At 62.9% G+C, this 23,953-nt stretch carries 25 protein-coding genes and 1 tRNA gene; 10 read left to right on the top strand and 16 right to left on the bottom strand.

Annotated elements, in window-relative coordinates:
* Nucleotides 1-100 precede the first annotated feature (100 nt).
* Both FVD38_RS19590 and FVD38_RS19585 read right to left on the bottom strand, forming a co-directional pair.
* Nucleotides 101-739, bottom strand: a complete 639-nt coding sequence (locus tag FVD38_RS19590; protein ID WP_147936369.1) for a peroxiredoxin — start codon at nt 737-739, stop codon at nt 101-103.
* Between the two features lie 90 nt (nt 740-829).
* On the bottom strand, nt 830-1,228 hold the full coding sequence (locus tag FVD38_RS19585) for a diacylglycerol kinase (protein ID WP_370660650.1): 399 nt from the start codon (nt 1,226-1,228) through the stop codon (nt 830-832).
* A gap of 139 nt (nt 1,229-1,367) precedes the next feature.
* On the opposite strand from FVD38_RS19585, the gene FVD38_RS19580 reads away from it, so the two are divergent.
* Nucleotides 1,368-2,153, top strand: a complete 786-nt coding sequence (locus tag FVD38_RS19580; protein ID WP_123069122.1) for an IclR family transcriptional regulator — start codon at nt 1,368-1,370, stop codon at nt 2,151-2,153.
* 126 nt (nt 2,154-2,279) lie between these two features.
* Here FVD38_RS19580 and pbpG read toward each other — a convergent pair whose 3' ends face one another.
* The 3 genes from pbpG to FVD38_RS19565 all read right to left on the bottom strand — a co-directional run bounded on the left by pbpG (nt 2,280) and on the right by FVD38_RS19565 (nt 5,211).
* Nucleotides 2,280-3,386, bottom strand: coding sequence for a D-alanyl-D-alanine endopeptidase (pbpG, locus tag FVD38_RS19575; protein WP_147936368.1), 1,107 nt, complete (start codon nt 3,384-3,386; stop codon nt 2,280-2,282).
* Between the two features lie 221 nt (nt 3,387-3,607).
* Nucleotides 3,608-4,306 carry a nitroreductase gene (locus FVD38_RS19570; protein ID WP_147936367.1) on the bottom strand — a complete coding sequence of 233 codons (699 nt, stop codon included), beginning with the start codon at nt 4,304-4,306 and terminating at the stop codon, nt 3,608-3,610.
* The gene (locus FVD38_RS19565; RefSeq protein WP_147936366.1) at nt 4,303-5,211 is read right to left on the bottom strand and encodes a DMT family transporter; all 909 of its coding nucleotides are present in this window, start codon (nt 5,209-5,211) and stop codon (nt 4,303-4,305) included. The genes FVD38_RS19570 and FVD38_RS19565 overlap by 4 nt, the downstream gene beginning before the upstream one ends.
* Nucleotides 5,212-5,548: 337 nt before the next feature.
* Between FVD38_RS19565 and FVD38_RS19560 the strand changes: the two genes are divergently transcribed.
* Nucleotides 5,549-6,133, top strand: coding sequence for a phasin family protein (locus FVD38_RS19560; protein WP_109346610.1), 585 nt, complete (start codon nt 5,549-5,551; stop codon nt 6,131-6,133).
* Between the two features lie 74 nt (nt 6,134-6,207).
* Here the strand turns inward: FVD38_RS19560 and FVD38_RS19555 are convergent, their stop codons facing one another.
* From FVD38_RS19555 to FVD38_RS19530, 6 genes are all read right to left on the bottom strand, one after another.
* Entirely contained in the window at nt 6,208-6,930 is a 723-nt protein-coding gene (locus FVD38_RS19555) for an ABC transporter ATP-binding protein (RefSeq protein WP_147936365.1), read from the bottom strand.
* Entirely contained in the window at nt 6,930-7,700 is a 771-nt protein-coding gene (locus FVD38_RS19550) for an ABC transporter ATP-binding protein (RefSeq protein ID WP_147936364.1), read from the bottom strand. Before FVD38_RS19550 ends, FVD38_RS19555 begins: the two co-directional genes overlap by 1 nt.
* 14 nt (nt 7,701-7,714) lie before the next feature.
* A complete protein-coding gene (locus FVD38_RS19545; protein ID WP_147936363.1) occupies nt 7,715-8,926 on the bottom strand; it encodes an ABC transporter permease subunit in 1,212 nt (403 codons plus the stop codon).
* A gap of 16 nt (nt 8,927-8,942) precedes the next feature.
* Nucleotides 8,943-9,872 carry a branched-chain amino acid ABC transporter permease gene (locus FVD38_RS19540; protein ID WP_147936362.1) on the bottom strand — a complete coding sequence of 310 codons (930 nt, stop codon included), beginning with the start codon at nt 9,870-9,872 and terminating at the stop codon, nt 8,943-8,945.
* Nucleotides 9,873-10,070: 198 nt separating this feature from the next.
* Complete coding sequence (gene ispH, locus FVD38_RS19535) at nt 10,071-11,030, bottom strand: 4-hydroxy-3-methylbut-2-enyl diphosphate reductase (RefSeq protein ID WP_187271651.1); 960 nt, start codon at nt 11,028-11,030, stop codon at nt 10,071-10,073.
* A gap of 17 nt (nt 11,031-11,047) precedes the next feature.
* A complete protein-coding gene (locus tag FVD38_RS19530; RefSeq protein WP_147936360.1) occupies nt 11,048-11,500 on the bottom strand; it encodes an FKBP-type peptidyl-prolyl cis-trans isomerase in 453 nt (150 codons plus the stop codon).
* Nucleotides 11,501-11,602: 102 nt separating this feature from the next.
* On the opposite strand from FVD38_RS19530, the gene radC reads away from it, so the two are divergent.
* From radC to FVD38_RS19510, 4 genes are all read left to right on the top strand, one after another.
* On the top strand, nt 11,603-12,274 hold the full coding sequence (gene radC / locus FVD38_RS19525; RefSeq protein WP_147936359.1) for a RadC family protein: 672 nt from the start codon (nt 11,603-11,605) through the stop codon (nt 12,272-12,274).
* Nucleotides 12,275-12,494: 220 nt separating this feature from the next.
* The gene (gene rpmB / locus FVD38_RS19520; protein WP_123069134.1) at nt 12,495-12,731 is read left to right on the top strand and encodes a 50S ribosomal protein L28; all 237 of its coding nucleotides are present in this window, start codon (nt 12,495-12,497) and stop codon (nt 12,729-12,731) included.
* A gap of 13 nt (nt 12,732-12,744) precedes the next feature.
* Nucleotides 12,745-12,912 carry a 50S ribosomal protein L33 gene (rpmG, locus tag FVD38_RS19515; RefSeq protein ID WP_005665735.1) on the top strand — a complete coding sequence of 56 codons (168 nt, stop codon included), beginning with the start codon at nt 12,745-12,747 and terminating at the stop codon, nt 12,910-12,912.
* A gap of 85 nt (nt 12,913-12,997) precedes the next feature.
* Nucleotides 12,998-14,572, top strand: a complete 1,575-nt coding sequence (locus tag FVD38_RS19510; protein WP_147936358.1) for a DUF418 domain-containing protein — start codon at nt 12,998-13,000, stop codon at nt 14,570-14,572.
* A gap of 70 nt (nt 14,573-14,642) precedes the next feature.
* Here the strand turns inward: FVD38_RS19510 and FVD38_RS19505 are convergent, their stop codons facing one another.
* The 5 genes from FVD38_RS19505 to FVD38_RS26965 form a co-directional block, all read right to left on the bottom strand.
* A complete protein-coding gene (locus tag FVD38_RS19505) occupies nt 14,643-15,854 on the bottom strand; it encodes a DesA family fatty acid desaturase (protein WP_147936357.1) in 1,212 nt (403 codons plus the stop codon).
* A 93-nt stretch (nt 15,855-15,947) separates the two neighbouring features.
* Nucleotides 15,948-17,303, bottom strand: a complete 1,356-nt coding sequence (locus FVD38_RS19500; RefSeq protein ID WP_147936356.1) for a mechanosensitive ion channel family protein — start codon at nt 17,301-17,303, stop codon at nt 15,948-15,950.
* Between the two features lie 9 nt (nt 17,304-17,312).
* Nucleotides 17,313-18,647, bottom strand: a complete 1,335-nt coding sequence (locus tag FVD38_RS19495) for an RsmB/NOP family class I SAM-dependent RNA methyltransferase (RefSeq protein ID WP_147936355.1) — start codon at nt 18,645-18,647, stop codon at nt 17,313-17,315.
* 12 nt (nt 18,648-18,659) lie between these two features.
* Nucleotides 18,660-19,301: a phosphoribosylglycinamide formyltransferase gene (gene purN, locus FVD38_RS19490; protein ID WP_147936354.1), complete on the bottom strand. Its 642-nt coding sequence runs from the start codon at nt 19,299-19,301 to the stop codon at nt 18,660-18,662.
* 63 nt (nt 19,302-19,364) lie between these two features.
* Nucleotides 19,365-19,892 carry a barstar family protein gene (locus FVD38_RS26965; protein WP_370660651.1) on the bottom strand — a complete coding sequence of 176 codons (528 nt, stop codon included), beginning with the start codon at nt 19,890-19,892 and terminating at the stop codon, nt 19,365-19,367.
* 263 nt (nt 19,893-20,155) lie between these two features.
* Between FVD38_RS26965 and FVD38_RS19480 the strand changes: the two genes are divergently transcribed.
* The 4 genes from FVD38_RS19480 to FVD38_RS19465 all read left to right on the top strand — a co-directional run bounded on the left by FVD38_RS19480 (nt 20,156) and on the right by FVD38_RS19465 (nt 23,586).
* A complete protein-coding gene (locus FVD38_RS19480; RefSeq protein ID WP_123069141.1) occupies nt 20,156-20,701 on the top strand; it encodes a glycine zipper 2TM domain-containing protein in 546 nt (181 codons plus the stop codon).
* A 137-nt stretch (nt 20,702-20,838) separates the two neighbouring features.
* A complete protein-coding gene (locus FVD38_RS19475) occupies nt 20,839-21,621 on the top strand; it encodes a spermine/spermidine synthase domain-containing protein (protein ID WP_147936353.1) in 783 nt (260 codons plus the stop codon).
* 19 nt (nt 21,622-21,640) lie between these two features.
* A complete protein-coding gene (gene tfpB, locus FVD38_RS19470; protein ID WP_147936352.1) occupies nt 21,641-23,437 on the top strand; it encodes a type IV pilus assembly ATPase TfpB in 1,797 nt (598 codons plus the stop codon).
* A gap of 73 nt (nt 23,438-23,510) precedes the next feature.
* A tRNA-Lys gene (locus FVD38_RS19465) sits at nt 23,511-23,586 on the top strand.
* Nucleotides 23,587-23,953: the final 367 nt, after the last annotated feature.

The raw sequence follows: 23,953 nt of genomic DNA, 5'->3' as shown, positions 1-23,953 counted from the left end.
GAGCGCGTTATTTTTTGGCCGTCGTTGTGAAACACCAAATAAAAACGGCGAGCCTGGCATTGCCGGGCTCGCCGCATCGGTGCGAGGCGTGAGGTGCGGATTACTTGTTCGGCTGTGGCGTCAGGCGCAGATAAGGACGCGGCGCTTCGAAGCCTTTCGGGTACTTCTGCTTGATGACGTCGGGATCGGTGACGGTCAGCGGGATGATGACGTTGTCGCCATCCTTCCAGTTGCCCGGCGTGGCGACGGTGTAGCCGTCGGTCAGCTGCAGAGCGTCGATCACGCGCAGCACTTCGTCGAAGTTGCGACCGGTGCTCATCGGGTAGGTAATGGTCAGGCGGATCTTCTTGTTCGGATCGATCACGAACAGCGAGCGCACGGTGGCGGTGGCCGACTGCTCAGGATGGATCATGTCGTACAGGGTCGACACCGAACGGTCGGCATCGGCCACGATCGGGAAGCCGACCACGGTTTTCTGCGTCTCTTCGATATCCTTGATCCAGTCGATGTGCTTGTCGGCCGGGTCGACCGACAGCGCGATCGCCTTGACGTTGCGCTTGTCGAACTCCGGCTTGAGCTTGGCGGTCAGGCCCAGTTCGGTCGTGCACACCGGCGTGAAGTCGGCCGGGTGCGAGAACAGCACCACCCAGGAATCGCCCGCCCACTCGTGGAAGCGGATCTTGCCGATGCTGGAATCCTGTTCGAAATCGGGAGCGGTGTCGCCGAGGCGTAAGGTCATAGTCTTCTCCATGGTTGAGTCATACATAGCGCCGCCCGCAGGTGTGGGCAGGGACGGCTCTCAATAAACGCGCCATCCACGCGGATGGCTTCAAACAAAGCGGTTGTACAGCACGACGGCCCAGGTGGCGGCAGCCAGCAGCAGGGTCAAGGCCACCGCGGCGCTGCCCAGGTCCTTGGCCGCCTTGGACAGCGGATGCCGTTCCAGCGAGATGCGGTCGACCACCGCCTCGATCGCCGAATTGATCAGCTCGACCACCAGCACCACGACCAGCACGCCGACCAGGGCCAGCTTCTGGAAGCCGGACACCGGCAACAGCAGCGCCACCACGGTGGCGATGACGATCAACACCACCTCTTGCCGGAACGCCGCTTCGCTGCGCCAGGCCCAGCGCAGGCCGTCCCAGGTATTGCGGCAGGCGGCGCCAATGCGCTCCAGGCCGCGCAAGGTCTTGAATTCGCTGATCGGGTTTTCCATCGTTCTTGGCATTCAAACATGCAGGAACGACATTATGCCCCGTCCGCGCACAAGCATGTGGCAAGTTGGCCTGCGACGCAACCCGCCGGTTTGCATGGTCTTTTCACATCATGGTATAAAGTGAACGATACTGCACTGCACCAACCACATCATGAAAATGGAAACCCCTACTCCAGCCAAGACGTCGATCCAGGTCATCGAACGCATGATGGCGCTGCTCGATGCGTTGGCGAGCTATACCGACCCTGTGAGCCTCAAGGAATTGTCGCGGGTGTCAGGCCTGCATCCTTCGACCGCGCACCGGATCCTCAACGACATGGTCGTCACGCGCTTCGTCGACCGGGTCGAGCCGGGAACCTACCGCCTGGGCATGCGCCTGCTGGAACTGGGCAATGTGGTCAAGAGCCGGCTGTCGGTGCGCGAAGCGGCGCTCGACGCCATGCGCGCCCTGCACCGCAAGACCCAGCAGACGGTCAACCTGTCGGTGCGCCAGGGCGACGAGATCGTCTACATCGACCGCGCCTTCTCGGAGCGTTCGGGGATGCAGGTGGTGCGCGCCATCGGCGGACGCGGCCCGCTGCACCTGACATCCACCGGCAAGCTGTTTCTGTCGGTGGACGACGTCAAGGCGATCCGCGCCTATGCCACCCGCACGGGGCTGTCCGGCCACACGCGCAATTCGATCACCGAACTGGCGCGGCTGGAACGCGAACTGAGCCTGGTGCGGGCGCGCGGCTATGCGCGCGACAACGAAGAACTGGAACTGGGCGTGCGCTGCATGGCGGCCGGCATCCATGACGACAGCGGCAAGCTGGTGGCGGGATTGTCGATCTCGGCGCCGGCCGACCGCTTGCAGGAAGACTGGCTCGAAGACCTGGTGCAGACGGCGTCGCGGATTTCGTCGACGCTGGGCTATCGGGCGGTGCCGAACGTATAACTCACCCGCGGCACTAACACGTCGTTCCCGCGAAGGCGGGAACCTAAGTCTTTCGCATCGACGAAATAAATAACGTAGGGTCGATGCCGGCAAGCTTGGGTTCCCGCCTCCGCGGGAACGACGGCATTAATGCGGCAACGCCGGCGCGCTGGCCGTGATGGTCGGCGCGCGCACCGCATCGACATCCATGCGGTCCGGCAGCGACTCGATCCAGCGGCGGATGCGGCCGGCGTCGGCCGTGCGCGACATCTTGCCTTTTGAATCCAGGAACACCATCACCACATTGCGGCCATGGATCATGGCCTGCATCACCAGGCAGCGCCCCGCTTCGTTGATGAAGCCGGTCTTTTGCAGGCCGATATTCCAGTCAGGCAGCGACACCAGGTAGTTGGTGTTCGCGTAATGCATGGTGCGGCCGCTGGCCTGCACGGTCGATTTCGGCGTGGTGGAGAATTCGCGCAGCAGCGGGTCTTCGTGGGCCGCCATCACCAGCTTGACGAGGTCGCGCGCGCTCGAAACGTTGCGGCTCGACAGGCCGCTCGAATCGACGTAATGGGTATCCATCATGCCGAGTGCGCGCGCCTTGGCGTTCATCGCGGTGACAAAGGCCTCGATGCCGCCCGGGTAGTTGCGGCCCAGCGCCGAGGCGGCGCGGTTCTCGGAACTCATGAGGGTGATGTGCAGCAGTTCGCGCCGCGTCATGCGCGAGCCGACCGACAGCCGTGAGCTGCTGTATTTCAGGCGGTCGACGTCGGCGTCGGTGACGCGCAGCACTTCGTCGAGGTCTTGCTTTGCCTCCATGACGACCATGCCGGTCATCAGCTTGGTGATCGAGGCGATCGGCAGCGCGACGTTGGCGTTCTTCTCGAACAGCACTTCGGCGCTGTTCTGGTCGACCACATAGGCGACGCTGGAACGCAGGGACAGCGGATCGTCGGTCTTGTGCAAGCCAGCCTTGTCGCCCGCCGTCGCGGCCGCCGCAACTGCGACGGCGCCTGCTGCCGCGGTGCGTGCCGGATGATAGGTGACGACGCGCTTGCCGTTGACGGTCCGGACCCGGCGCACCATGCGCTGGCCATTGTCGCCGGCGACCGCGACTTCCTTGCGCTTCTTGGTGGTCTTGGCCTTGGCTTTGCGCTTGGGCTTTTTCTTGGCAACCTTGGCAGGCTTGGCTTTCTTCGCTTGTTCGGTTGCGCCCGCACCTGCGCCCGCCCCCGCACCGGATGCCTGCATGGGTGCAATAGCGAACAACGTGGCGACAACTGCAGCCAAAGCAAGTTTAAACATCGAGACGCCCCTGGACCAAACTGATGAGATACAGATGGAAGTGTAGCGGAACGACGCTCGATCGCAAGAGAAAAGAATATTCTGTGCGGCAATAATCCGCAAAAACCAACAGACTCTTCCTTGCGAAACTTTCGTTTAATATCAACGAGATATTATTACTTGTTACTTTAGTCCATGAAGCGGGCGAACACGTGGCTGGGTTCGCGCTCGGTTGCCAGGCTGTTCTCGATCCGCGCCGGATCGGCCCAGCCCAGCGCCATGCCGCACACCACCATCTCGCTCGCCGGCAGCCCCAGTTCGGCCGCGATGATCCGATGATACTGCGTAAAAGCGGCTTGCGGGCAGGTATCCAGTCCCCTCGCTCGCGCCGCCACCATGATGTTCTGCAAGAACATCCCGTAATCGAGCCAGGAGCCCTGCTCCATGATGCGGTCGATAGTAAAGATCATCCCGACCGGCGCATCGAAGAAGGCGAAGTTGCGCCCATGCTGGGCCGCCATGCCGGCTTTGTTATCGCGCGTCAGGCCCAGCAGGCTATATAAATCCCAGCCGACCTTGCGGCGCCGGTCGATATACGGCGACACCCATTCGCGCGGATAGTAGGGATATTCCTCGTGGTGCTGGGCGGCCTGCCCGGGGTCGGCGTACGCCGCCAGGATCGCGCCCGACAGGCGCGCGCGCGCTTCCCCGGTCAGCACGTGGACTTTCCACGGCTGGGTGTTGGTGCCGGACGGCGCGCGCGCCGCCACGTCCAGGATGCGGGCGATGTCTTCGCGCGCGACCGGCTTGTCGAGGAAGGCGCGGATCGAACGGCGCGAGGTGATGGCGGCGTCGACCGCTGCCTGGCCGGGATTCTCGATGGTCATGTGGTCTCCTTTGGTTTGCGCACGACGAAGGCGACGCCGGTGACGGCCACCGCCATTCCCGCCAGGCCGAGCGCGTTGAAGGCTTCGCCGAACAGCAGCCAGGCCATGATGGCCGTGGTCGGCGGGGTCAGGTACATCAGGCTCGTCACCTCGGTCGCCTGGCTGCGCCCGATGAGTTTGAACAGCAGGAAGATGGCGCCGATCGACAGCGCGAACACCGACCACAGCCAGGCGATGATGAAGTCGGCGCTCCAGGTCACCGTCGAAAACGCCGGATCGAGGTCTTCCAGCCACACCGCGATCGGCGCCAGCACCAGCACCGTGGCCCCGAACTGGATCGCGGTGCCGCTGCGCAGGTCGAAGCGGGGGCAGAAGCGGCGCTGGTACATGGTGCCGGCCGTAATGCTCAGCAGCGCGAACACGCACAGGCCGAGGGCGGCGGGCGACAGGCCGGCCAGGCCCAGCTTGGCATAGACCACCAGGGCCACGCCGGACAGGCCGAGCAGCAGGCCCAGCCACTGGATCGGCCGCACCCGCTCGCCGATCAGCGGCGCGGCGGCGGCGGTGAGGATAGGCTGCATGCCGACGATCAGGGCGGTCAGCCCCGCCGGCATGCCGAGCTTGATGGCGGCCCACACGCCGCCCAGGTAGCCCGCCTGCAGCAGCAGGCCCGAGACCGCGAGGTGCAGGACCTGGCCGCGCGGCCAGGGCGCGCGGCAGAGCAGGATCAGGGGCAGCAGCACCGCCAGCACACCCAGGCAACGCACGATGAGGAAGGTCAGCGGCGGCGCGTACGGCAGGCCGAGCTTCGCGACGATGAAACCCGTGCTCCAGAGGAAGACAAAGAACAGGGGCACGGGCGACAGCCAGGAGCTGCCGGAGATGGAAGGTGCGTGGGTCGACATGGTCCTGGCAATGCGCCGTGATAGTGCACGGCACTTATTGAATATACAAGCGCAAATCGCAAGCACCGAGTCTAGCATGCGCTCTACCATGGGGTTTTGGGCGGCTGAAAGATGCATTCGATTTGCGCCAGATCAATTGACTTTTCTTGCATTAAATGCATTCAAGAAAATTATGTATCTTGGATGGTGCATCGCATCAAAAACGCTTGACGCATGAAGCGAACTGACAGAAAATCTGCCCTGTTGCGGTGCACAAAAAGAGTTTCGTCGCTTTTTATGAAGAACCTGTCTCACAGAGCAATAGTCCATTCTTGAAACGACATATTTGGAGAGCCACATGTTTGCAATCCCTGAACAATTTTCGAACGCCACCAAGGCTAGCCTGGAATCCCAATTCGCCCTGTTTTCGGCACTGACTTCGAAGACCTTCGAAGGCGTGGAGAAGCTGGTTGAGCTGAACATCAGCACCGCACGCTCGACCCTGGAAGATTCGTCGGCCGCTGCTCGCCAGCTGCTGAGCGCCAAGGACCCACAAGAATTCTTCTCGCTGACCGCCTCGCAAGCCCAGCCGAACGCCGAGAAAGCCCTGTCGTACAGCCGCCAGCTGGCCTCGATCGCCACCGGCACCGGCGCCGAATTCTCGAAAGCCGCCGAAAGCCAGATCGTCGAAGCCAACCGCAAGGTCATCTCGCTGGTCGACGAAGTGAGCAAGAACGCCCCGGCCGGCTCGGAAAGCTTCGTCGCCGCCGTCAAGACCGCGATCAGCAACGCCAACGCCGGCTACGAGCAATTCAGCAAGACCTCCAAGCAGGCGGTCGAAGCGCTGGAAAGCAATATGAACGCCGCCGTGTCGCAATTTTCTGCGACTGCTGCTAAAGCTGGCAATGCTGCCAGCGCTGCCACGGCTGCCGCTGCGGCCTAAGCTGCGGCTGGTCAAATAAAAAGGCCGCCAGACGCAGTCGCGTCTGGCGGCCTTTTTATTTCTGCCCGGCGAACCTACTCGCCCAGATACGCCGCCTGTACCCGCGGATCGTTCAACATATCGCGCGCATTGCCGGTCATGGTGATCGCGCCCGAATCCATCACGTAGCCGCGGTGCGCGGCCTGCAGCGCCAGTTTCGCGTTCTGCTCCACCAGCAGGATCGTGATGCCTTGCTGCGACACGTCGCGGATCACCTCGAAGATCTTCTCGACCATGATCGGGGCCAGGCCCATTGACGGCTCGTCCAGCAGCAGCAGGGTCGGATGGCACATTAGCGCGCGCGCCATCGCCAGCATCTGCTGTTCGCCGCCCGACAGGGTGCCGGCCAGCTGGCTGGAGCGCTCTTTCAGGCGCGGGAAGACGGTGTACCACTTCTCGATGTCGGCATCGATCGCGGCCTTGTCGTCGCGCGTGTAAGCGCCCATCAACAGGTTTTCGTGGATCGACATGCGGGTGAACACGCCCCGCCCTTCCGGCACCATGGCCAGCTTCTGGCGCACCATCCGGAACGACTGCGTGCCGCGCAGCGGCTGGCCGAGATACTCGATCGCCCCCTCGACCTTGCACGGCGGGAGGGTGCCGGTGATGGCCTTCAGGGTCGTGGTCTTGCCGGCGCCGTTGGCGCCGATCAGCGTCACCAGCTCGCCTTTCGCCACCTCGAGGTCGACGCCCTTGACCGCCTTGATGCCGCCATAGGCGACCTTCAGGCCGGCGATTTTCAGAACGATGTCAGCCATCAGTGGGCACCTCCCAGGTAGGCGTCGATCACGGCCTGGTTTTTCTGGATCTCGCCTGGCAGGCCTTCGGCGATCTGCTTGCCGTATTCGAGGACCGTGATGCGGTCGCACAGGCCCATCATGAGCTTGACGTCGTGCTCGATCAGCAGCACGGTCCGGCCCTCGGCCTTGATTTTTACCAGCAGCTCGCGCAGCGCCAGCTTTTCGGTGGCGTTCATGCCGGCCGCCGGTTCGTCCAGCGCCAAGAGCTGCGGATCGGTGGCGAGCGCGCGCGCGATTTCCAGGCGGCGCTGGTCGCCGTACGACAGGAACTTCGCGGTGCGGTTGGCATACTTTCCGATGCCGACGAAATCGAGCAGCTCCTGGGCGCGCAGGCGGATCGCGGCTTCCTCTTCGCGCGCCGCCTTGTGGCGCAGGATCGCGCCCAGCACGCCCTGCTTCGTGCGCACGTGGCGGCCGACCATCACGTTCTCGAGCGCGCTCATCTCGCCGAACAGGCGGATGTTCTGGAAGGTGCGCGCGATGCCGGCCTTGGCCACGTCATGCGGCGCCGACGGCGAGTACGGCTTGCCGGCCAGCTCGAAGCTGCCGCTGTCCGGTTGGTACAGGCCCGTGATCACGTTGAAGAAGGTGGTCTTGCCGGCGCCATTGGGGCCGATCAGGCCATAGATCTGGCCCTGCATGATCCGGATGCCGACGTCGGTCAGCGCCTGCAGGCCGCCGAAGCGTTTATTGACGCCCTGGATATCGAGGAGGATTTGTTCGCTCATGGTCTGTTCACTCATCACGCGCTCAAACCTTCTTCTTCTTCGCGCGCCAAAGCGGCGTTGGGACGCTCTTCCTTGTTCGGCGACGGCCACAGGCCGGCCGGGCGGATCAGCATGATCAGCACCAGGGCCAGGCCGTACAGCAGCTGGCGCAGCACCTCGGCCTCGATGATCACCTTGCCGAACACGGCCTGCTGCAACGGATCGACCACGTGGCGCAGCACCTCGGGCAAGGCCGCCAGCAGCACGCCGCCCAGCACCACGCCCGGGATATGGCCGATGCCGCCCAGGACCACCATCGCCAGCACCGCGATCGATTCGGTCAGCGAGAACGATTCGGGCGATACAAACCCCTGGAACGCGCCGAACATCGCGCCGGCCACGCCGCCGAAGGACGCCCCCATCGCGAACGCCAGCAGCTTGACGTTGCGGGTATTGATGCCCATCGCCTTGGCCGCGATCTCGTCTTCGCGGATCGCCACCCAGGCCCGGCCCAGGCGCGAATGCTGCAGGCGGCTGGTGATGAAGATCGTCGCGATCACCATCGCCAGGAACAGGAAGTAATAGGCGTTCACCGAGGGCATCGCATAGTCGCCGATCATGACGTTGGCGCCGGAGCCCGGCTCGCCCGCCAGCGACACCCCGAACACGCGGATCGGGTCGATCATATTGATCCCCTGCGGCCCGTTGGTGAAGTTGATCGGGTCGTTCAAGTTGTTCATGAAGATGCGGATGATCTCGCCGAAGCCCAGCGTCACGATGGCGAGGTAGTCGCCGCGCAGCTTGAGGGTCGGGGCGCCCAGCAGCGCGCCGCACAGCGCGGCGAACAGCGCCGCCAGCGGCACGATGGCCCACAGCGACAGGTGGATGCCGTTGGTGGCGATCTCGGGACCGAAGAAGGCCACCAGCGCTTCGCCGATGGCCGGCGAATAATAGATGAGCGATTCGAGCAGCGCCGCGAACTGCGGCGACGAGAACAGGCCGACCAGGTAGGCGCCGACCGCGAAGAAGGCGATATAGCCCAGGTCGAGGAGGCCCGCGAAGCCGACCACGATGTTCAGGCCCAGCGCCAGCATGATGTACAGCAGCGCGATGTCGATGATGCGCACCCACGAGTTGCCGAACTGCGAAGCGACGAAGGGGAAGATCAGCATCAGGATCAGCACCGCCGCCATGCTGATATAAGCCTGGCGCGGCTTGTGCTGGGTATCGAAGGTAAGGAGTGCCATGGTGTGCTCCTCGTGGTCAGGCGCGGTCGGCCACGCGTTCGCCCATGATGCCGGACGGCCGCAGGGTCAGGACCAGGATCAGCACCACGAAGGCGAAGATGTCCTGGTAGTGGCTGCCGAGGAAGCCGCCGGTCAGGTCGCCGATATAGCCGGCGCCGAGCGCTTCGATGATCCCTAGCAGCAGGCCGCCGAGCATGGCGCCATAGATGTTGCCGATCCCGCCCAGCACCGCGGCGCAGAAGGCCTTCAGGCCCGGCAGCACGCCCATGGTGAAGGTGATCGACGCATAGTTGGCGCCCCACATCACGCCGGCGACGGCCGCCAGCGCGGCACCGATGGCGAAGGTGGCGACGATCACGCGATTCGCGTCCACGCCCATCAGGCCGGCCACGCGCGGGTTTTCGGCCACGGCGCGCATCGCGCGGCCCATCTTGGTGCGCTCGACCAGCAGCACCAGGGCGCCCATGGCGACGGCCGCCAGCACCAGCAGCAGCACTTGCGTCTGCGAGATCATGGCGCCGCCGATCATGATCGGTTCGGACGACAGCAGTTGCGGGAACGGGATCGGGCTGCGGCCCCAGATCATCATGGCGAAGGTCTGCAGCAGGATCGAGACGCCGATCGCCGTGATCAGCGGCGCCAGCCGCGGCGCGTTGCGCAGGCGGCGGTAGGCGACGCGTTCGATGAGGATGCTGACCAGCATGGTGAGGGGAATCGCGCCGAGGATGGCGACCGCCAGCTGGACATAGCCCGGCAGGCCGGGAATATACGCCTCGAGCAGTTGCAGGATCGTCAGGCCGAGCATGGCGCCGATCATCAGCACGTCGCCGTGGGCGAAGTTGATCAGGTTGAGCACGCCGTACACCATCGTGTAGCCGAGCGCGACCAGCGCATACATACTGCCCAGCACCAGGCCGTTCAGTAGCTGTTGAATAAATGTTTCCATCGTTCCGCCTGTATTGAGCCGCCTGTATTGATTCCAGCAAAAACGGCACCGCGGGATGACTCCCGAAGTGCCGTTCATGGTCTGGTTCACCATGACTAATTTTCCGAGCTCGCCATCATAACTTGGCTTTTGGAAAACTAATCATGGTAAATCGTTACTGTAGCAAATTTTGTTTTCTGAGAAAACGAAAAATAAAGTTCAGGCGGATGGCGGTGCCGGCTCGGTCCTTGCGCCGTCCAGGCCTTTTGGCAGCGGGAAGGTCACGTGTTCCTCAACGCCTTCGAGCGCGCGCACGCTGGCCGCGCCCAGTTCTTTCAGGCGGTCGATCACGGCCTGCACCAGCACCTCGGGCGCCGAGGCGCCGGCGGTCACGCCGATCCGCTTCTTGCCCGCGATCCAGCTGGGGTCGATCTTGCCGGCGTTGTCGACCATATAGGCCGGCGTGCCCATTTTTTCGGCCACTTCGCGCAGGCGGTTCGAGTTCGAGCTGTTCGGGCTGCCCACGACCACCACGACCTCGACCTGCGGCGCCATGAACTTCACGGCTTCCTGGCGGTTGGTGGTGGCGTAGCAGATATCGCCCTTCTTCGGCTCGATGATGTTCGGGAAGCGCGCCTTGAGCGCCGCGATGATGTCCAGGGTGTCGTCGACCGACAGGGTGGTCTGCGACACATAGGCCAGCAGTTCCGGATTGCGCACTTGCAGCGTCTGCACGTCGTCGACCGTCTCGACCAGGTGCATGCCTTCTTCGGCCTGGCCCATGGTGCCTTCGACCTCGGGGTGGCCGTCGTGGCCGATCATGATGATCTCGGCGCCCTGCTTCCTCATCTTCGCCACTTCGACGTGGACCTTGGTTACCAGCGGGCAGGTGGCATCAAAAATGGTGAGTCCGCGCGCCTCGGCGTCGGCGCGCACGGCCTTCGAGACGCCGTGGGCCGAGAACACCAGCGTGTTACCTGGCGGGACGTCTTCGAGTTCCTCGATGAAGATCGCGCCCTTGGTGCGCAGGTCTTCGACTACATAGGCGTTGTGCACGATTTCGTGGCGCACGTAGATCGGCGCGCCGAATTGTTTCAGGGCGCGCTCGACGATCTCGATCGCACGGTCCACGCCGGCGCAGAAGCCGCGCGGCTGGGCCAGCAGAATTTCGTTTTCCATCATTATTCCTGTCGTCCTTACAGAACCGAAATCAGTTTCACTTCGAATTGCAGGGCGCGGCCGGCCATCGGGTGGTTGAAATCGAACAGGGCCGAATCGGCGCGCGATTCCAGCAGGACTCCGGCGAAACGGCCGCCCTTCGGCGCGTTGAACTCGACCACCTCGCCCACGTTGTACTCCGTGCCCGGCACTGAATTTTCTTCCAGCGTGGCTTTCGACACCGACTGGATCAGCTCGGGATTGCGCTCGCCGAATGCCTCCGCAGCGCTGAGCTCGAAGGTCTGGTGCGTGCCTTCCGGCATGCCGATCAGGCGCGCCTCGAGGAAGGGCGCCAGCTGGCCCTGGCCCAGCAGCAAGGTGGCGGGTGTGCCATTGAAAGTCGTGACCACATCCGAACCGCCGGCGACTGCCAGGCGGTAATGCAGGGTCAGGTAAGAGGATTCGTTGACGACGGGAGCAGCGTTGGACATGTTCTTTGTGATGACGGGCATACCTGATCAGGCAAAGCGCTATTGTAAGCCACGCGCGCCGCTTGCGCCTTGGCTGCCTCTTTTTTTAGCGAGGAATCAAATATGGGAATTTGCGATTGGCCTGAACAAGACCGTCCACGCGAGCGCCTGCTGCGCGATGGACCGCATGCGCTGTCTGACACCGAATTGCTGGCGATTTTCCTGCGCGTGGGCGTGGCGGGAAAAAGCGCGGTGACCCTGGCCGGCGATACGCTGGCGCACTTCGGCTCGCTGCACCGGCTGCTGCATGCCGAGTCGGGCGAGTTCGGCCGGCTGCACGGCCTGGGACCGGCCAAGTACGCGCAACTGCAGGCCGCGCTCGAGCTGGCGCGGCGCGCGGTGGCCGAACAGTTCCGGCGCGAGGCGCTGTGCTCGCCCGAGGCGGTGCGCCACTACCTGCGCAGCCAGTTCGCACTGCAGACCCATGAATCGTTCATGGTGCTGTTCCTGGACGTGAAGAATCGACTGATCAATTGCGAAGAAATGTTCAGAGGCACGCTCACGCATACGAGCGTCTATCCACGCGAGGTGGTCAAGGCGGCGCTGCGGCGCAATGCGGCCGGCGTGATCCTGGCGCACAACCACCCATCCGGCGTGGCCGAACCAAGCGAAGCAGACCTGCGGCTGACAAGTGCCCTGGTGCAGGCGCTGTCTCTGGTCGACATCCGGGTGCTCGATCACTTCGTGGTGGCGGGCAACCAGGTGCATTCCTTTGCCGAGAGTGGGCAGTTGTGACGGATAAACCTCAGCAAAGCCTCGCCCGCGTCCTTACGCACGCTGTCATGTTTGCTTGAAATTACACAGCGTAAACAGCGAGTTACGACACTCATCAGGAATTGTTAAATTTTTCCATCAAATAAAGACACCTTTGTTTTTCGTAAGTGATTGATTCCGCTTTGCTTTTCACGCTATACTCTCATTTTTCCAAGTCTGGAACATATTTAAGGAGTGCACTATGGCACGTGTTTGCCAAGTAACCGGCAAGGGTGTGATGGTTGGTAACAACGTCTCCCACGCTAACAACAAAACGAAGCGTCGTTTCCTGCCTAACCTGCAGAACCGTCGTATCTACGTCGAATCCGAAAACCGTTGGGTTTCGCTGCGTCTGTCGAACGCCGGCCTGCGCGTGATCGACAAGCTCGGCATCGACGTCGTGCTGGCCGACATGCGCGCCCGCGGCGAAAAAGTTTAATTAGGGAGCTATCATGGCAAAAACTGGCCGCGACAAAATCAAGCTGGAATCGACCGCAGGTACCGGTCACTTCTACACCACCACCAAGAACAAGCGCACGATGCCGGCGAAGATGGAAATCACCAAATTCGACCCGAAAGCACGTAAGCACGTGATCTACAAGGAAACCAAGATCAAGTAATCGATCTTGTCTTCTTGACGAAGCCGCCGGCGCGCAAGCCCGGCGGCTTTTTTGTTGTCCCCTCAATCCGCGCTACCATCGGGGGATGACCTGTCTGCCTTCCTCTTCCACCTTCGTTCCCACCCCTAGCCAAAACCGTCTCGATGCCCTCGATGTTCTGCGCGGCTTTGCACTGATCGGCATCTGCATCGCCAACGTCGAATTCTTCAACCGCCCCGTGGCCGAAACCGGCAACGGCATTCCGGCCGGGCTGCACGGCCTGGACTGGCTGGTGGCCTTCGTCGCCGCGTATTTTGTTAGCGGCAAGTTCTGGACCATTTTCTCGCTGCTGTTCGGCATGGGTTTCGCCCTGATGCTGGAACGCGCGCGCACGGCCGAGCGCCCTTTCCTGCCCGCCTATGGCCGCCGGATCGCCGTCCTCGGCCTGCTCGGCCTGCTGCACTACGTGCTGCTATGGAGCGGCGACATCCTGATCAGCTATGCGATCGGCGCGCTGGCCTTGATGCTGATGCTGTTCGCCAGCGGACGCTGGATGATCGCCGCCATGGCCGCCTGCTTCCTGCTGGCCCAGCTGCCGGCCTTTCGCTTCGCCGGCTGGCTGGTCACGCCGCTCGTGTTCGCCGGCCTGGTGGGCGTGTACCTGCGCAGCGAACGACGCGCGCTGTTCCCGCTGGTGGCGATCGTCCCGGGCAGCCTGATGCTGCTAGCGGCCGTGCTCAACTTGGTCCGTGGCGAGGGCGATATGGGGGCGCTGCTGGCGATCGGCGCCGTCCTGGTGCTGCTCGGCTTGCTAACCTGGGGCTTCGAGCAGCCCGAACGAGCACGGCCGCTGCGGGCCGGCATCGCGATCTTCATGCTCACTTATGGCCTGACCGCGCTCGACGGCGGCATCCGCCACTTCGCGCCCCAGCTGGCGCCAGCGTCCAGCGTCAGCGCCACCGGCGAAGAGACCGACGCCGCGTCCGCCACCCTCTTGCAATACCGCGAGCGCACGGCGCGCAGCATCGAAGAGAAGCAGGTGCTTACCAACGGCAGCTATGCGGACGCGGTCGCGATGCGCGTGGGCCACCTGGAGGCGCGCATGCGCGACGAAACCGGCTTCGTCGTGGTGGGCGTGAGCGTGTTCCTGGTCGGGGTCTGGTTCGTGCGCTCCGGCGTGATCGCCAACGCCGTCCGCCATTTGCCCCTGTTCAGGCGCCTGGCCGTGGGCGGGATCGGCTTCGGGGTTGGGCTTGGCCTGCTCAGCAGCCTGATCAGCACCGGCCGTCCGCCCGGCGCCGACGACGGGGGCTATGACCTGGCGAACGCCTTGATGACCCTGGGCAGCTTGCCCGCCTCGCTCGGCTACGTCGCGGCGGTGCTGCTGGCGCTGTACAGCAAGGGCATGCTGGCCCGGGTGCGCATCCTGGCGCCGTTCGGGCGTATGGCGCTGAGCAATTACCTGATGCAGTCGCTCGTGTTTTCGCTGCTGTTTTACGCCCACGGGCTGGGGCTGTGGGGCATCGGCAGGACGGAGCAGGTCGGTATCGCGCTGCTGCTGTGTGCGCTGCAGATCGTGTTCAGCCACTGGTGGCTGACGCGATTCCAGTACGGGCCGCTCGAGTGGGCGTGGCGGGCGCTGACTTACCTGAGCTGGCCGCCGATGCGGCGTGGCGCTTAAGGCACAAACGGCACAAACAACAACGGCTTCCGAAGAAGCCGTTGTCTTTACCATCTACCGATCGCCAGGATCAGGCGTAGGTGCGCAGGCGGATCGAAAAGTCCTGCAGTGCCTTGATCTTCGATGCTTCGGCGCGGTTGCACCAGTCCTGCAGCTGGTGCAGCAGCTGGTCGCGGGTCGAATGCGAACGCTCCCAGATGGCGCCCAGCTCCACGCGCATGGTGTGCATGGTCTCCAGCGCCTTGCTGTGCTGGAACAGCTCGACCAGTTGCTGCTGCTGCGACGATTCCAGCTTGGCCGGCTCGCGCTGCATCAGCTTGCGCGAACTTTTCAGGAAGCGCGATTCCAGTTGCGCCTTGTGCTTGAGGTGCTCGAATTCTTCGTGGAAGGCGTGGCGCACCGACTTGGCATACTTGGCCATCACGTCGTAGCGGTTGGCGATCACCGACTGCAGTGTATCGAAGTCGGCTTGCACCTTGTCCTTGGCCAGCTTCGGCTTCGGCGCCACCTTCTTGACCTTGGCCAGGCCGACCATTTCCAGCATGCGGATATAGCCCCAGCCCAGGTCGATCTCATACCACTTGCTCGACAGCTTGGCCGAGGTGGCATAGGTGTGGTGGTTGTTGTGCAGCTCTTCGCCACCGATCAGGATGCCCCACGGGAAGATATTGGTCGCGGCATCGTTGCAATCGTAGTTGCGATAACCCCACCAGTGACCCAGGCCATTGATGATGCCGGCCGCCGTGATCGGGATCCACATCATCTGGATCGCCCACACGGTCAGGCCGAGTACGCCGAACAGGGCAACGTTGATCACCAGCAGCGACGCGACGCCCAGCATGCTGCGGCCGGTGTACACATGGCGCTCGATCCAGTCGTCCGGCGTGCCATGGCCATACTTGTCCATGGTTTCCTTGACCTTGCTTTCGGCACGGTACAGCTCGGCGCCTTCGAACAGCACCTTGCGGATGCCGCGCGTCTGCGGGCTGTGCGGATCTTCTTCGGTATCGCACTTGGCGTGGTGCTTGCGGTGGATCGACGCCCATTCCTTGGTGACCTGGCCGGTGGTCAGCCACAGCCAGAAGCGGAAGAAGTGGCTCGGGATCGGATGCAGGTCGAGCGCACGGTGCGCCTGGTGACGATGCAGATAGATCGTCACGGCGGCGATCGTGATATGCGTGACCACCAGCGTGTAGATCACGATTTGCCAGGCCGAGAAATCGAGCAGGCCGGTGGACAAGAACGACAGCACGGCGTGCAGGGCGTCGTTAAAGAAATTCATTCAGTCTCCAAAGGGCTTATTCAATGTGCAACCACTGTGACCGCACACCTATAACCCGGGCATTTTACGTGGTTCTACTGCCGCACGGCAGTTTTACTTGCCCAAATTTGCGTCAGCCCCGATGTCGTCCCGGCCTTCTTCCTGTGGAGTCCGCCCCACCACCTTCGTGATGTGGGCGTCGAGCAAGCGCGTGTCCATCGACGGATGTCCGAGTTTGATCGCGCCGGAATGCACAAGTGCGTAGATCTTGCGGTTCACTTCGGAGATCGGACCGCCCTGCCCGTTCTCCGGGTCGCCAAGCCAGAAGCCGACTTCGAGTTCGTAGCCGTCGGCCACGAAGGCATTGAGCAGCACGTTCGGCGCCGGCGTCTCGAGCACGCGCGCCACGCCGATCGGCTGAGCTTCCAGCAGCGGCATGACCACGGACAGGTCGCTGTCGTAGGACACGACCAGCTTGGTGATCGCGCGCACGTTGCGGTTGGTGCCCGACTGGTTCAGCACCACGCCCGTGATCAGCATCTCGTTCGGCAGCAGCGTCTGCGTGCCGTCGGAACCGCGCAACACCGTGTAGCGCGTGTTGATGCGCGCCACCTTGCCGGAATATTTATCCAGCGTGATCGGATCGCCGATCGACAGGCTGCGCTCGAATAGGATGATGAAACCGGACACGTAGTTACTGGCGATGCGCTGCATGCCCAGACCCAGGCCGACACCCAACGCGCCGCCGAACACCGACAGCACGGTCAGGTCGAGCCCGGCCAGCGACAGGCTGAACAGCACCGCGACCAGGATCAGGGCCGCGCGGCCCACGCGCGCCATCGCCACCCTGAGCGAGCTGTGCATGCGCTCGAAGCCCATCAGGCGTTCTTCGAGCGCGGCGCCGGCCCACAGCGCCAGCATCATCAGCACGACGATCGAGATCGCGCCCTGCAACAGGTCGGCGATCGAAATCTTGTTCTTGCCGACCGGCAGGACGGTATTTTCGAGGACCCTGATCACGTCCGGCAGGATGCCGGTCAGGTGCATGGCGACGATGATCCAGACCACGAAGGCAAACACCTTCTCGAAGGTCTGCAAGGCCGCGCCCACCTGGCCGCGCCGCGCGAAGGCGCGCCGCAGCAGGTAGAAGAAGGTGCGGATCACCGCAAGCGAGATGAACAGCGGCAGCGCCACGCGCAGCAGCGACACGCCCTGGTATTGCTCCAGCACGGTCTTGGCCAGCGCCAGCAGACCGACGGTCAGGAGCGGCCACAGCACGCGGCTGAAACTGCCCAGGCCGACACTGATCAGGCCGCCCGTCTGGGCCCGGTCTTTCAGCAGCGAGCGGTGAATCAGCCGCGCCAGGCCCCAGCTCACCGCTACGCACAGGGCAAGGGCGACGATCTGCCAGACGATGGCGGGACGGCGGGCATCGTCCAGCAGGACGTTCAGCAGGTCTGACAGCGGCATCGGAACTCCTTACTCTCCGTCCGCGGCTGCGGCTGCGGCTGCGTCCGCGTCCGCCTCATCGGCGACAACGGCCTTGACCGGCTTGGCCAGCGCCTTGCGCTGCAGGACGGCGGCGAAGAAGCCGTCCGTTTGATGCTGGTGCGGCAGCAGTTTCAGGTAGTCGCCCATCTCGAGCGGGATCTTTTGTTCGGCCAGCACCTGGCTCATCGGCACCAGCTCGAAATCGGCGTGATTGGCCAGGAAGCCTTCGACGATGAAGTCATTCTCTTCGTTCAGCAGGCTGCAGGTAGCATACACCAGGCGGCCACCGCCCTTGACCAGGCGCGCGGCGGCGTCCAGGATCGAGGCTTGCTTCTCTTGCATCTCAGCCACGGCGCCCGCCTGCTGGCGCCACTTGACGTCCGGATTGCGGCGCAGGGTACCCAGGCCCGAGCATGGTGCATCGACCAGCACGCGGTCGATCTTGCCGGCCAGACGTTTAACTTTCGCATCGCGCTCGTGCGCGATCACCACCGGATGCACGTTCGACAGGCCACTGCGCGCCATGCGCGGCTTCAGCTTGGTCAGGCGCTTCTCGGACACGTCGAAGGCGTACAGGCGGCCGGTATTGCGCATCAGCGCACCCAGGGCCAGCGTCTTGCCGCCGGCGCCGGCGCAGAAGTCGACCACCATCTCGCCGCGGCGCGCGCCGACGATCTGGGCCAGCACCTGGCTGCCCTCGTCCTGCACTTCGATTGCGCCTTCCTTGAACAGCGGCAGGTTCTGCAGCGCCGGCTTTTTCATCACGCGCAGGCCCAGCGGCGCGAACGGCATCGGCTCGGCCACGATCGGCGCTTGCGCCAGCTGGGCGATCACGTCGTCGCGATCGGCCTTGATGGAATTGACGCGCAGGTCCAGCGGCGCCGAGGTGTTCAGTACGGCCGCCAGTTCCAGGGCTTCCTGCTCACCGAACTGGGCCACCAGCTTGTCGTACAGCCATTGCGGCAGGTTCGCGCGGATCGGGCCCGGCAGCAGGTTGCGGTCGACTTCCTTGATGCGGGTGAGGAACTCGGTCTCGTCTTCGGTCAGGCCGCCGATGCTGTCGATGCCGACAGTCTCGGCCAGGCCCAGCAGGGCCAGCTTGCGCATCGAAGGCGTGTTGCCATGGCCGGCGAAGTCGGTGAAGAACGATTTATTGCGCAGCACGGCATACACGGCTTCGGCGATGACGCCGCGCTCGCGGCCGCCGAAGCGCGGGTTGTCCTTGAAGAAGCGCGACAGGGTGACGTCGGCTGGCGAAGTAAAACGGAGAATCTCGCGCAAGACTTCTTCGGTCTTGGCGACGATCGCTGGAGGCAATCTCATGTAAATCCTTGATTAAATACTGATGGCGTCGGCCCGGGAGCGATCCATGGACTCGACGATGCGCACCGCGCCGTCTTCGATGACCAGGCGGTCTTCGATGAACAGGCGTACGGCGCGTGGGTAGATCTTGTGTTCCTCGGCCAGCAGGCGGGCAGCCAGCAGGTCCGGCGTGTCGCCCGGCAGGACGGGAATCCTGGCCTGCAGCACCGACGGGCCATGATCGAGTTCGGCGGTGACGAAGTGCACGGTCGCGCCGTGTTCGGTCATGCCGGCGTCAAGCGCCTGCTGGTGCGTGTGCAGCCCCGGGAACAGGGGCAGCAGCGACGGGTGAATGTTCAACATCCGGCCCGCATAGTGCTCCACGAAGGGCGCGGTCAGGATACGCATGAAGCCGGCCAGCACGACCAGGTCGGGCTGGAAGGTGTCGATGACTTCCTGCAATCTGGCGTCGAATTCGGCGCGGGTGGCGAAATCCTTGTTCGACACCACGGCGGTCGGGATGCCGCGCGACTGCGCATACGCCAGGCCGCCGGCGTCGGGTTTGTTGCTGATCACCGCTGCAATACGGGCAGGCCAGCCTTCAGCCTGGGCCGCGCGCACGACCGCTTCCATATTGCTTCCGCGGCCGGAAATGAGGATCACGATGTTTTTCATAGCCGGCATTGTACCGTAACGCCGGCTGCCAACCGCAGCCCTCAGGGAGGGTTTCCCGTGGCCTCAGGCGGTCGGCGGGACCGTTGCAAACGAGTAGAACACGCGGAACGGCACCTTCTTCTCGGCCCAGAATTCGGCCGCATCACGGAACACGTCGAGCAGGTTTTCGCGCGCTTCCTTGTCGAATTTCTGAGCGCTCGGCAACTGCTCGAGCACCACGATGAAGCCCGGCTGCGGGCCAGCTGCGTGGATGGTCTCGGTCAGGCAGGTGCGCAGCGCATCGAAATTCTTGCTGCACGGTTTGGGGAAATAAAAATTCTCGCCGATGCGGGCGCAGACCTGCTGCTTGGTGAGCGTATTGGCGCAGTGGGCATACAAGAAGTGATGACCGAGGCGCCCGGCCTCCTGTTGCAAATCGCCAACGTTAAACGCGCGAATCGCTTGAACAAGATTTGGCGCCACTCTCATCAACAAACTCATTTTTTCCTCAAATCGACCTGTCAATAACGCGCCATGGCGCCACCCCTCGCGGCGCTGGGTAGCGCTGCTACTTCTTACCTCGCTGTCGTTGCTATACGCCAATAAGTCCATGATTTGTGTAAGGGTAACGTTTTGTGGTATTGGAAGCAACCCAAATGTGAGTTTCAGATGCCTATTTGTAAGAATCGGTAGGTACATATGTGACACGAAAACACCGTATTGGGGGCCGGTTTCATTCTGGCGCGAGTTGTTGCGCGCTTTATTCGCTGTTACATTTTGTTGCCACGCGGATTCGATGGTTTTTTGCGATAGGCGTACCATCAAGTCTGTAACGAATCGACGAACCAAGTCGCACCACTCAACGAGGTACTACCATGAACTTGCAAGCCAAACTGATCATCTCGGCACTCGGCATCGCTACCCTGCCGCTGGCCCAGGCCGCCGACTTCGAAGACTTCGGCCGTGTGGTGCGTGTCGAGCCGCGTCTCGAGCAGGTCCGTACCCCGCGCCAGGAATGCCGTACCGAATACGTGCAAGTGCCAGTGCAGCAGGAACGCGGCGCAGGCGGCACGATCATCGGCGGTATCGCCGGCGCCCTGCTGGGCAGCCAGGTCGGCGGCGGCAACGGTAAGGTGGCCGCATCGGCAGCGGGCGCGATCGCCGGCGCCATGGTGGGCGACCGCGTCCAGAACAATGGCCGTCCGCAAGGCAGCAGTGTGCAAGAACAAGCGGTGCAGCAATGCCGCACCGTGGAAGCGATCGAATCGCGCACCGCCGGCTACAACGTGACCTATGAATACCGTGGCCAGAACTACACGTCGCTGATGAGCCGTGATCCGGGCAACCGCGTGCGCCTGCGCGTCTCGGTCGAGCCTCTGGACAGCTACAACGGCCAGGGCCAGGCATACAGCCAATACTGATCGCGCTGTCGATCCACGCCGTTGGGAATCGAGCAACGCGGCCCAAGAGGCCGCGTTGTTGCATTTAGAACTTATCCCCGAGCTTGCGCCGGGGGAACCCGTCCCCCGATAATAGGGCGATTCCACCAGGCTTCTTTATGCTCATCAAACGTAAATCCATCGAACAAGTCGAATCCTCGCGCCGTCCGGCGCGCAAACCGAAATTCGCACCCGTCACGCTGTCCGAACAGGACGGTGTCCGTTATCTCCACTTCGGCACGGAATGGGTGCAAGGCGCCATGCGCATCCGCAAGCCTGACTGGCCCGAGCTCGAATATGCGCAACAGATGATGGCGTGGATGCTGTTCAACGAGACGCCGCAGGCCATTGCCCAGCTTGGCCTGGGAACGGCCACCCTGACCAAGTTCTGCTACCGCCAGTTCCCCGAGGCGAGCGTGACCGCCGTCGAACTCAACGAATCCGTGATCGCGATCTGCAACTCGATGTTCAAGCTGCCACCCGAGGACGAGCGCCTGCGCGTGCTGGAGATGGATGCGCTCGACTTCGTCGAGGATCCTGCCAACCACGAGGCCTATCATGTGCTGCAGTGCGACCTGTACGACGCCACCGCGCGCGGCCCGGTGCTCGACACGCCCGAGTTCTACCAGGCCTGCGCCGCCTGCCTGACGCAGGATGGCATCATGACCGTCAACCTGTTCGGCGACCACCCGAGCTTCGCCAAGAACCTGAAGGCGATGAAATTCGCCTTCGGCCACGTGATCTGCCTGCCCGAAGTGCACGACGGGAATGTGGTGGCGCTGTGCTTCAAGACCCGCCCCACGCTCGACAAGGACACGCTCGCGGCGCGCGCCGCGCAGATCGTGGCGCAGACCAAGCTGCCTGCGAAATCCTGGGTCAAGGGATTGTTCGCCACCGATTGACTATTCAGCCAGGGCCACCGTGAACGCCATCCCGCAAAAACCCGCCAGCCTGCGCAAGCTCGACCTGCAATCGATTTTCTCGTGGCTGCTGGCCGACGGGATCGTCACCAAGGATAAAGTCAAAGCCGATTTCGCCCAGGCCCAGGGAATAATGAAGAACGCGCCGGGCATCATGCATCCGCTGACGGCGGTGGCGCAGTGCAAACTGGTGTCACACCTGCCGCCGCACCGGTTGCTGACGCTGGATGTGCTGACCGAATGGTGCGCGGCCAAGGTCGGCCTGCCTTTCATACGCATCGATCCGCTCAAGATCGATTTCACCAAGGTGGCGGACGTGATGTCGGCCAGCTATGCGGCGCGCTTCAATATCCTGCCGGTGGAGATGACGCCGACCACCTTGGTGGTGGCGACGGCCGATCCGGCGCTGACCGAATGGGAAGCCGAGATCGCCAAGGTCTCGCGCCGCCGCATCGAGCTCGTATTGGCCAGTCCGCTCGACATCGCCCAATACATTTCGCAGTTCTTCGCGCTGGCCAAATCGATTCGCGACGCGAGCCGCAGCAGCGGGCAGGACGTCGCGATGCGCAACAACTTCGAGCAACTGGTCGAGCTGGGAAAATCGAACAAGCAATTCGACGCCAACGACCAGCACATCGTCAATATCGTCGACTGGCTGTGGGGCTATGCCTTCGAGCAGCGCGCCTCGGATATCCACCTCGAACCCAAGCGCGAATTCGCGACCGTGCGTTTTCGAATCGATGGCGTGCTGCACCAGGTCTATCAGGTGCCGGCGGCGGTGATGATCGCGATGACCGCGCGCATCAAGCTGCTGGGGCGGATGGACGTGATCGAAAAACGCCGGCCGCAGGATGGCCGCATCAAGACGCGCACCGCGGGCGGGCAGGAAGTCGAATTACGGCTATCGACGATGCCGACCGCGTTCGGCGAAAAGCTGGTGATGCGTATCTTCGATCCGGACGTCGTCGTCAAGACCCTGCCGGAACTGGGATTCCCGCCCGACGATGCGCAGCGCTGGGATGGGCTGACGAAGCGCCCGCACGGCATCATTCTCGTGACCGGACCGACAGGATCGGGCAAGACCACGACGCTTTACACGACGCTCAAGGCGCTGGCGACCAGCGAAGTGAATGTGTGCACGGTCGAGGATCCGATCGAGATGGTCGAACCGGCATTCAACCAGATGCAGGTGCAGCCGGGGATCGACCTGTCATTTGCCGACGGCGTGCGTTCGCTGATGCGGCAGGACCCCGACATCATCATGGTGGGCGAGATCCGCGACCTGGAAACGGCCGAGATGGCGATCCAGGCGGCGTTGACGGGACACCTGGTGTTTTCGACGCTGCATACCAACGATGCGCCGTCGGCGGTGGTGCGCCTGCTGGAATTGGGCGTGCCGGATTATCTGCTGGAGGCGACCCTGATCGGCGTGATGGCGCAGCGGCTGGTGCGTACGCTCTGCCCTGTGTGCAAGGCGCCGGGCGGGGAAATGAGCGATGAGGTGTGGGATAGCATAGGCGGGGCGTGGAAGATCGCAAAGCCTGCGACCGTGTATCGGGCGGTGGGGTGTCCGGAATGCCGGCAGACCGGGTATCGGGGACGGACCGGCATTTATGAGTTGCTGACCGTGAGCGAAGGGTTCGGGCGTTTGATTCGTGAATCGGGAGAGATGCGGACCTTGCGTGAGCAGAGTGTGAAGGATGGGATGAAGCCGCTGCGCATTGCTGGGGCCATGAAGGTGGTCGAAGGGGTGACGACGGCGGATGAAGTGTTGAAGGTCACGTCGGCGCTGGCGTGAGCGGGGGCTTGTGTCGAAAATGTTGGGCCACCCTAGCGCAAACCGCAATCGCCCGCTATAATGCTGCCTCTTCGGGTCGTTAGCTCAGTTGGTAGAGCAGCGGACTTTTAATCCGTTGGTCGCGTGTTCGAGCCACGCACGGCCTACCAGAATATGTTGCAGCAAAAGAAGGCGTTACGAGATCGTGACGCCTTTTTTGTTTTCGTGTTTTCCGCCGCCTCCACTTACGTTTTCATGACGCGTTCGTCGTCATAAGCGTGCCTATTCCCTCGTCCGATCATCGATTTACCTCTGCGACGATGTCAGCCGTCGGAATGTTCATTATCGTCGAGTAGTATGGCTTCCTGAGATAAATCGTCATTACGACTCGACATGGAATTGTTGTACGAAGCCTGAGTACCTGGATCAAATCGATATCGTCAATAACTGTCGAGTCCCGTTTGATCATAAACGCGTTTAACGAATAACTCAGGTCGCTTCTGTTGCCATTCCTTGAGCGCGAGGACGGGCGTTTTG

The sequence above is a fragment of the Massilia arenae genome (assembly GCF_008014745.1).
Classification (GTDB): Bacteria; Pseudomonadota; Gammaproteobacteria; order Burkholderiales; family Burkholderiaceae_D; genus Telluria; species Telluria arenae.
This window is presented reverse-complemented; position numbering and strand designations above follow the sequence as displayed.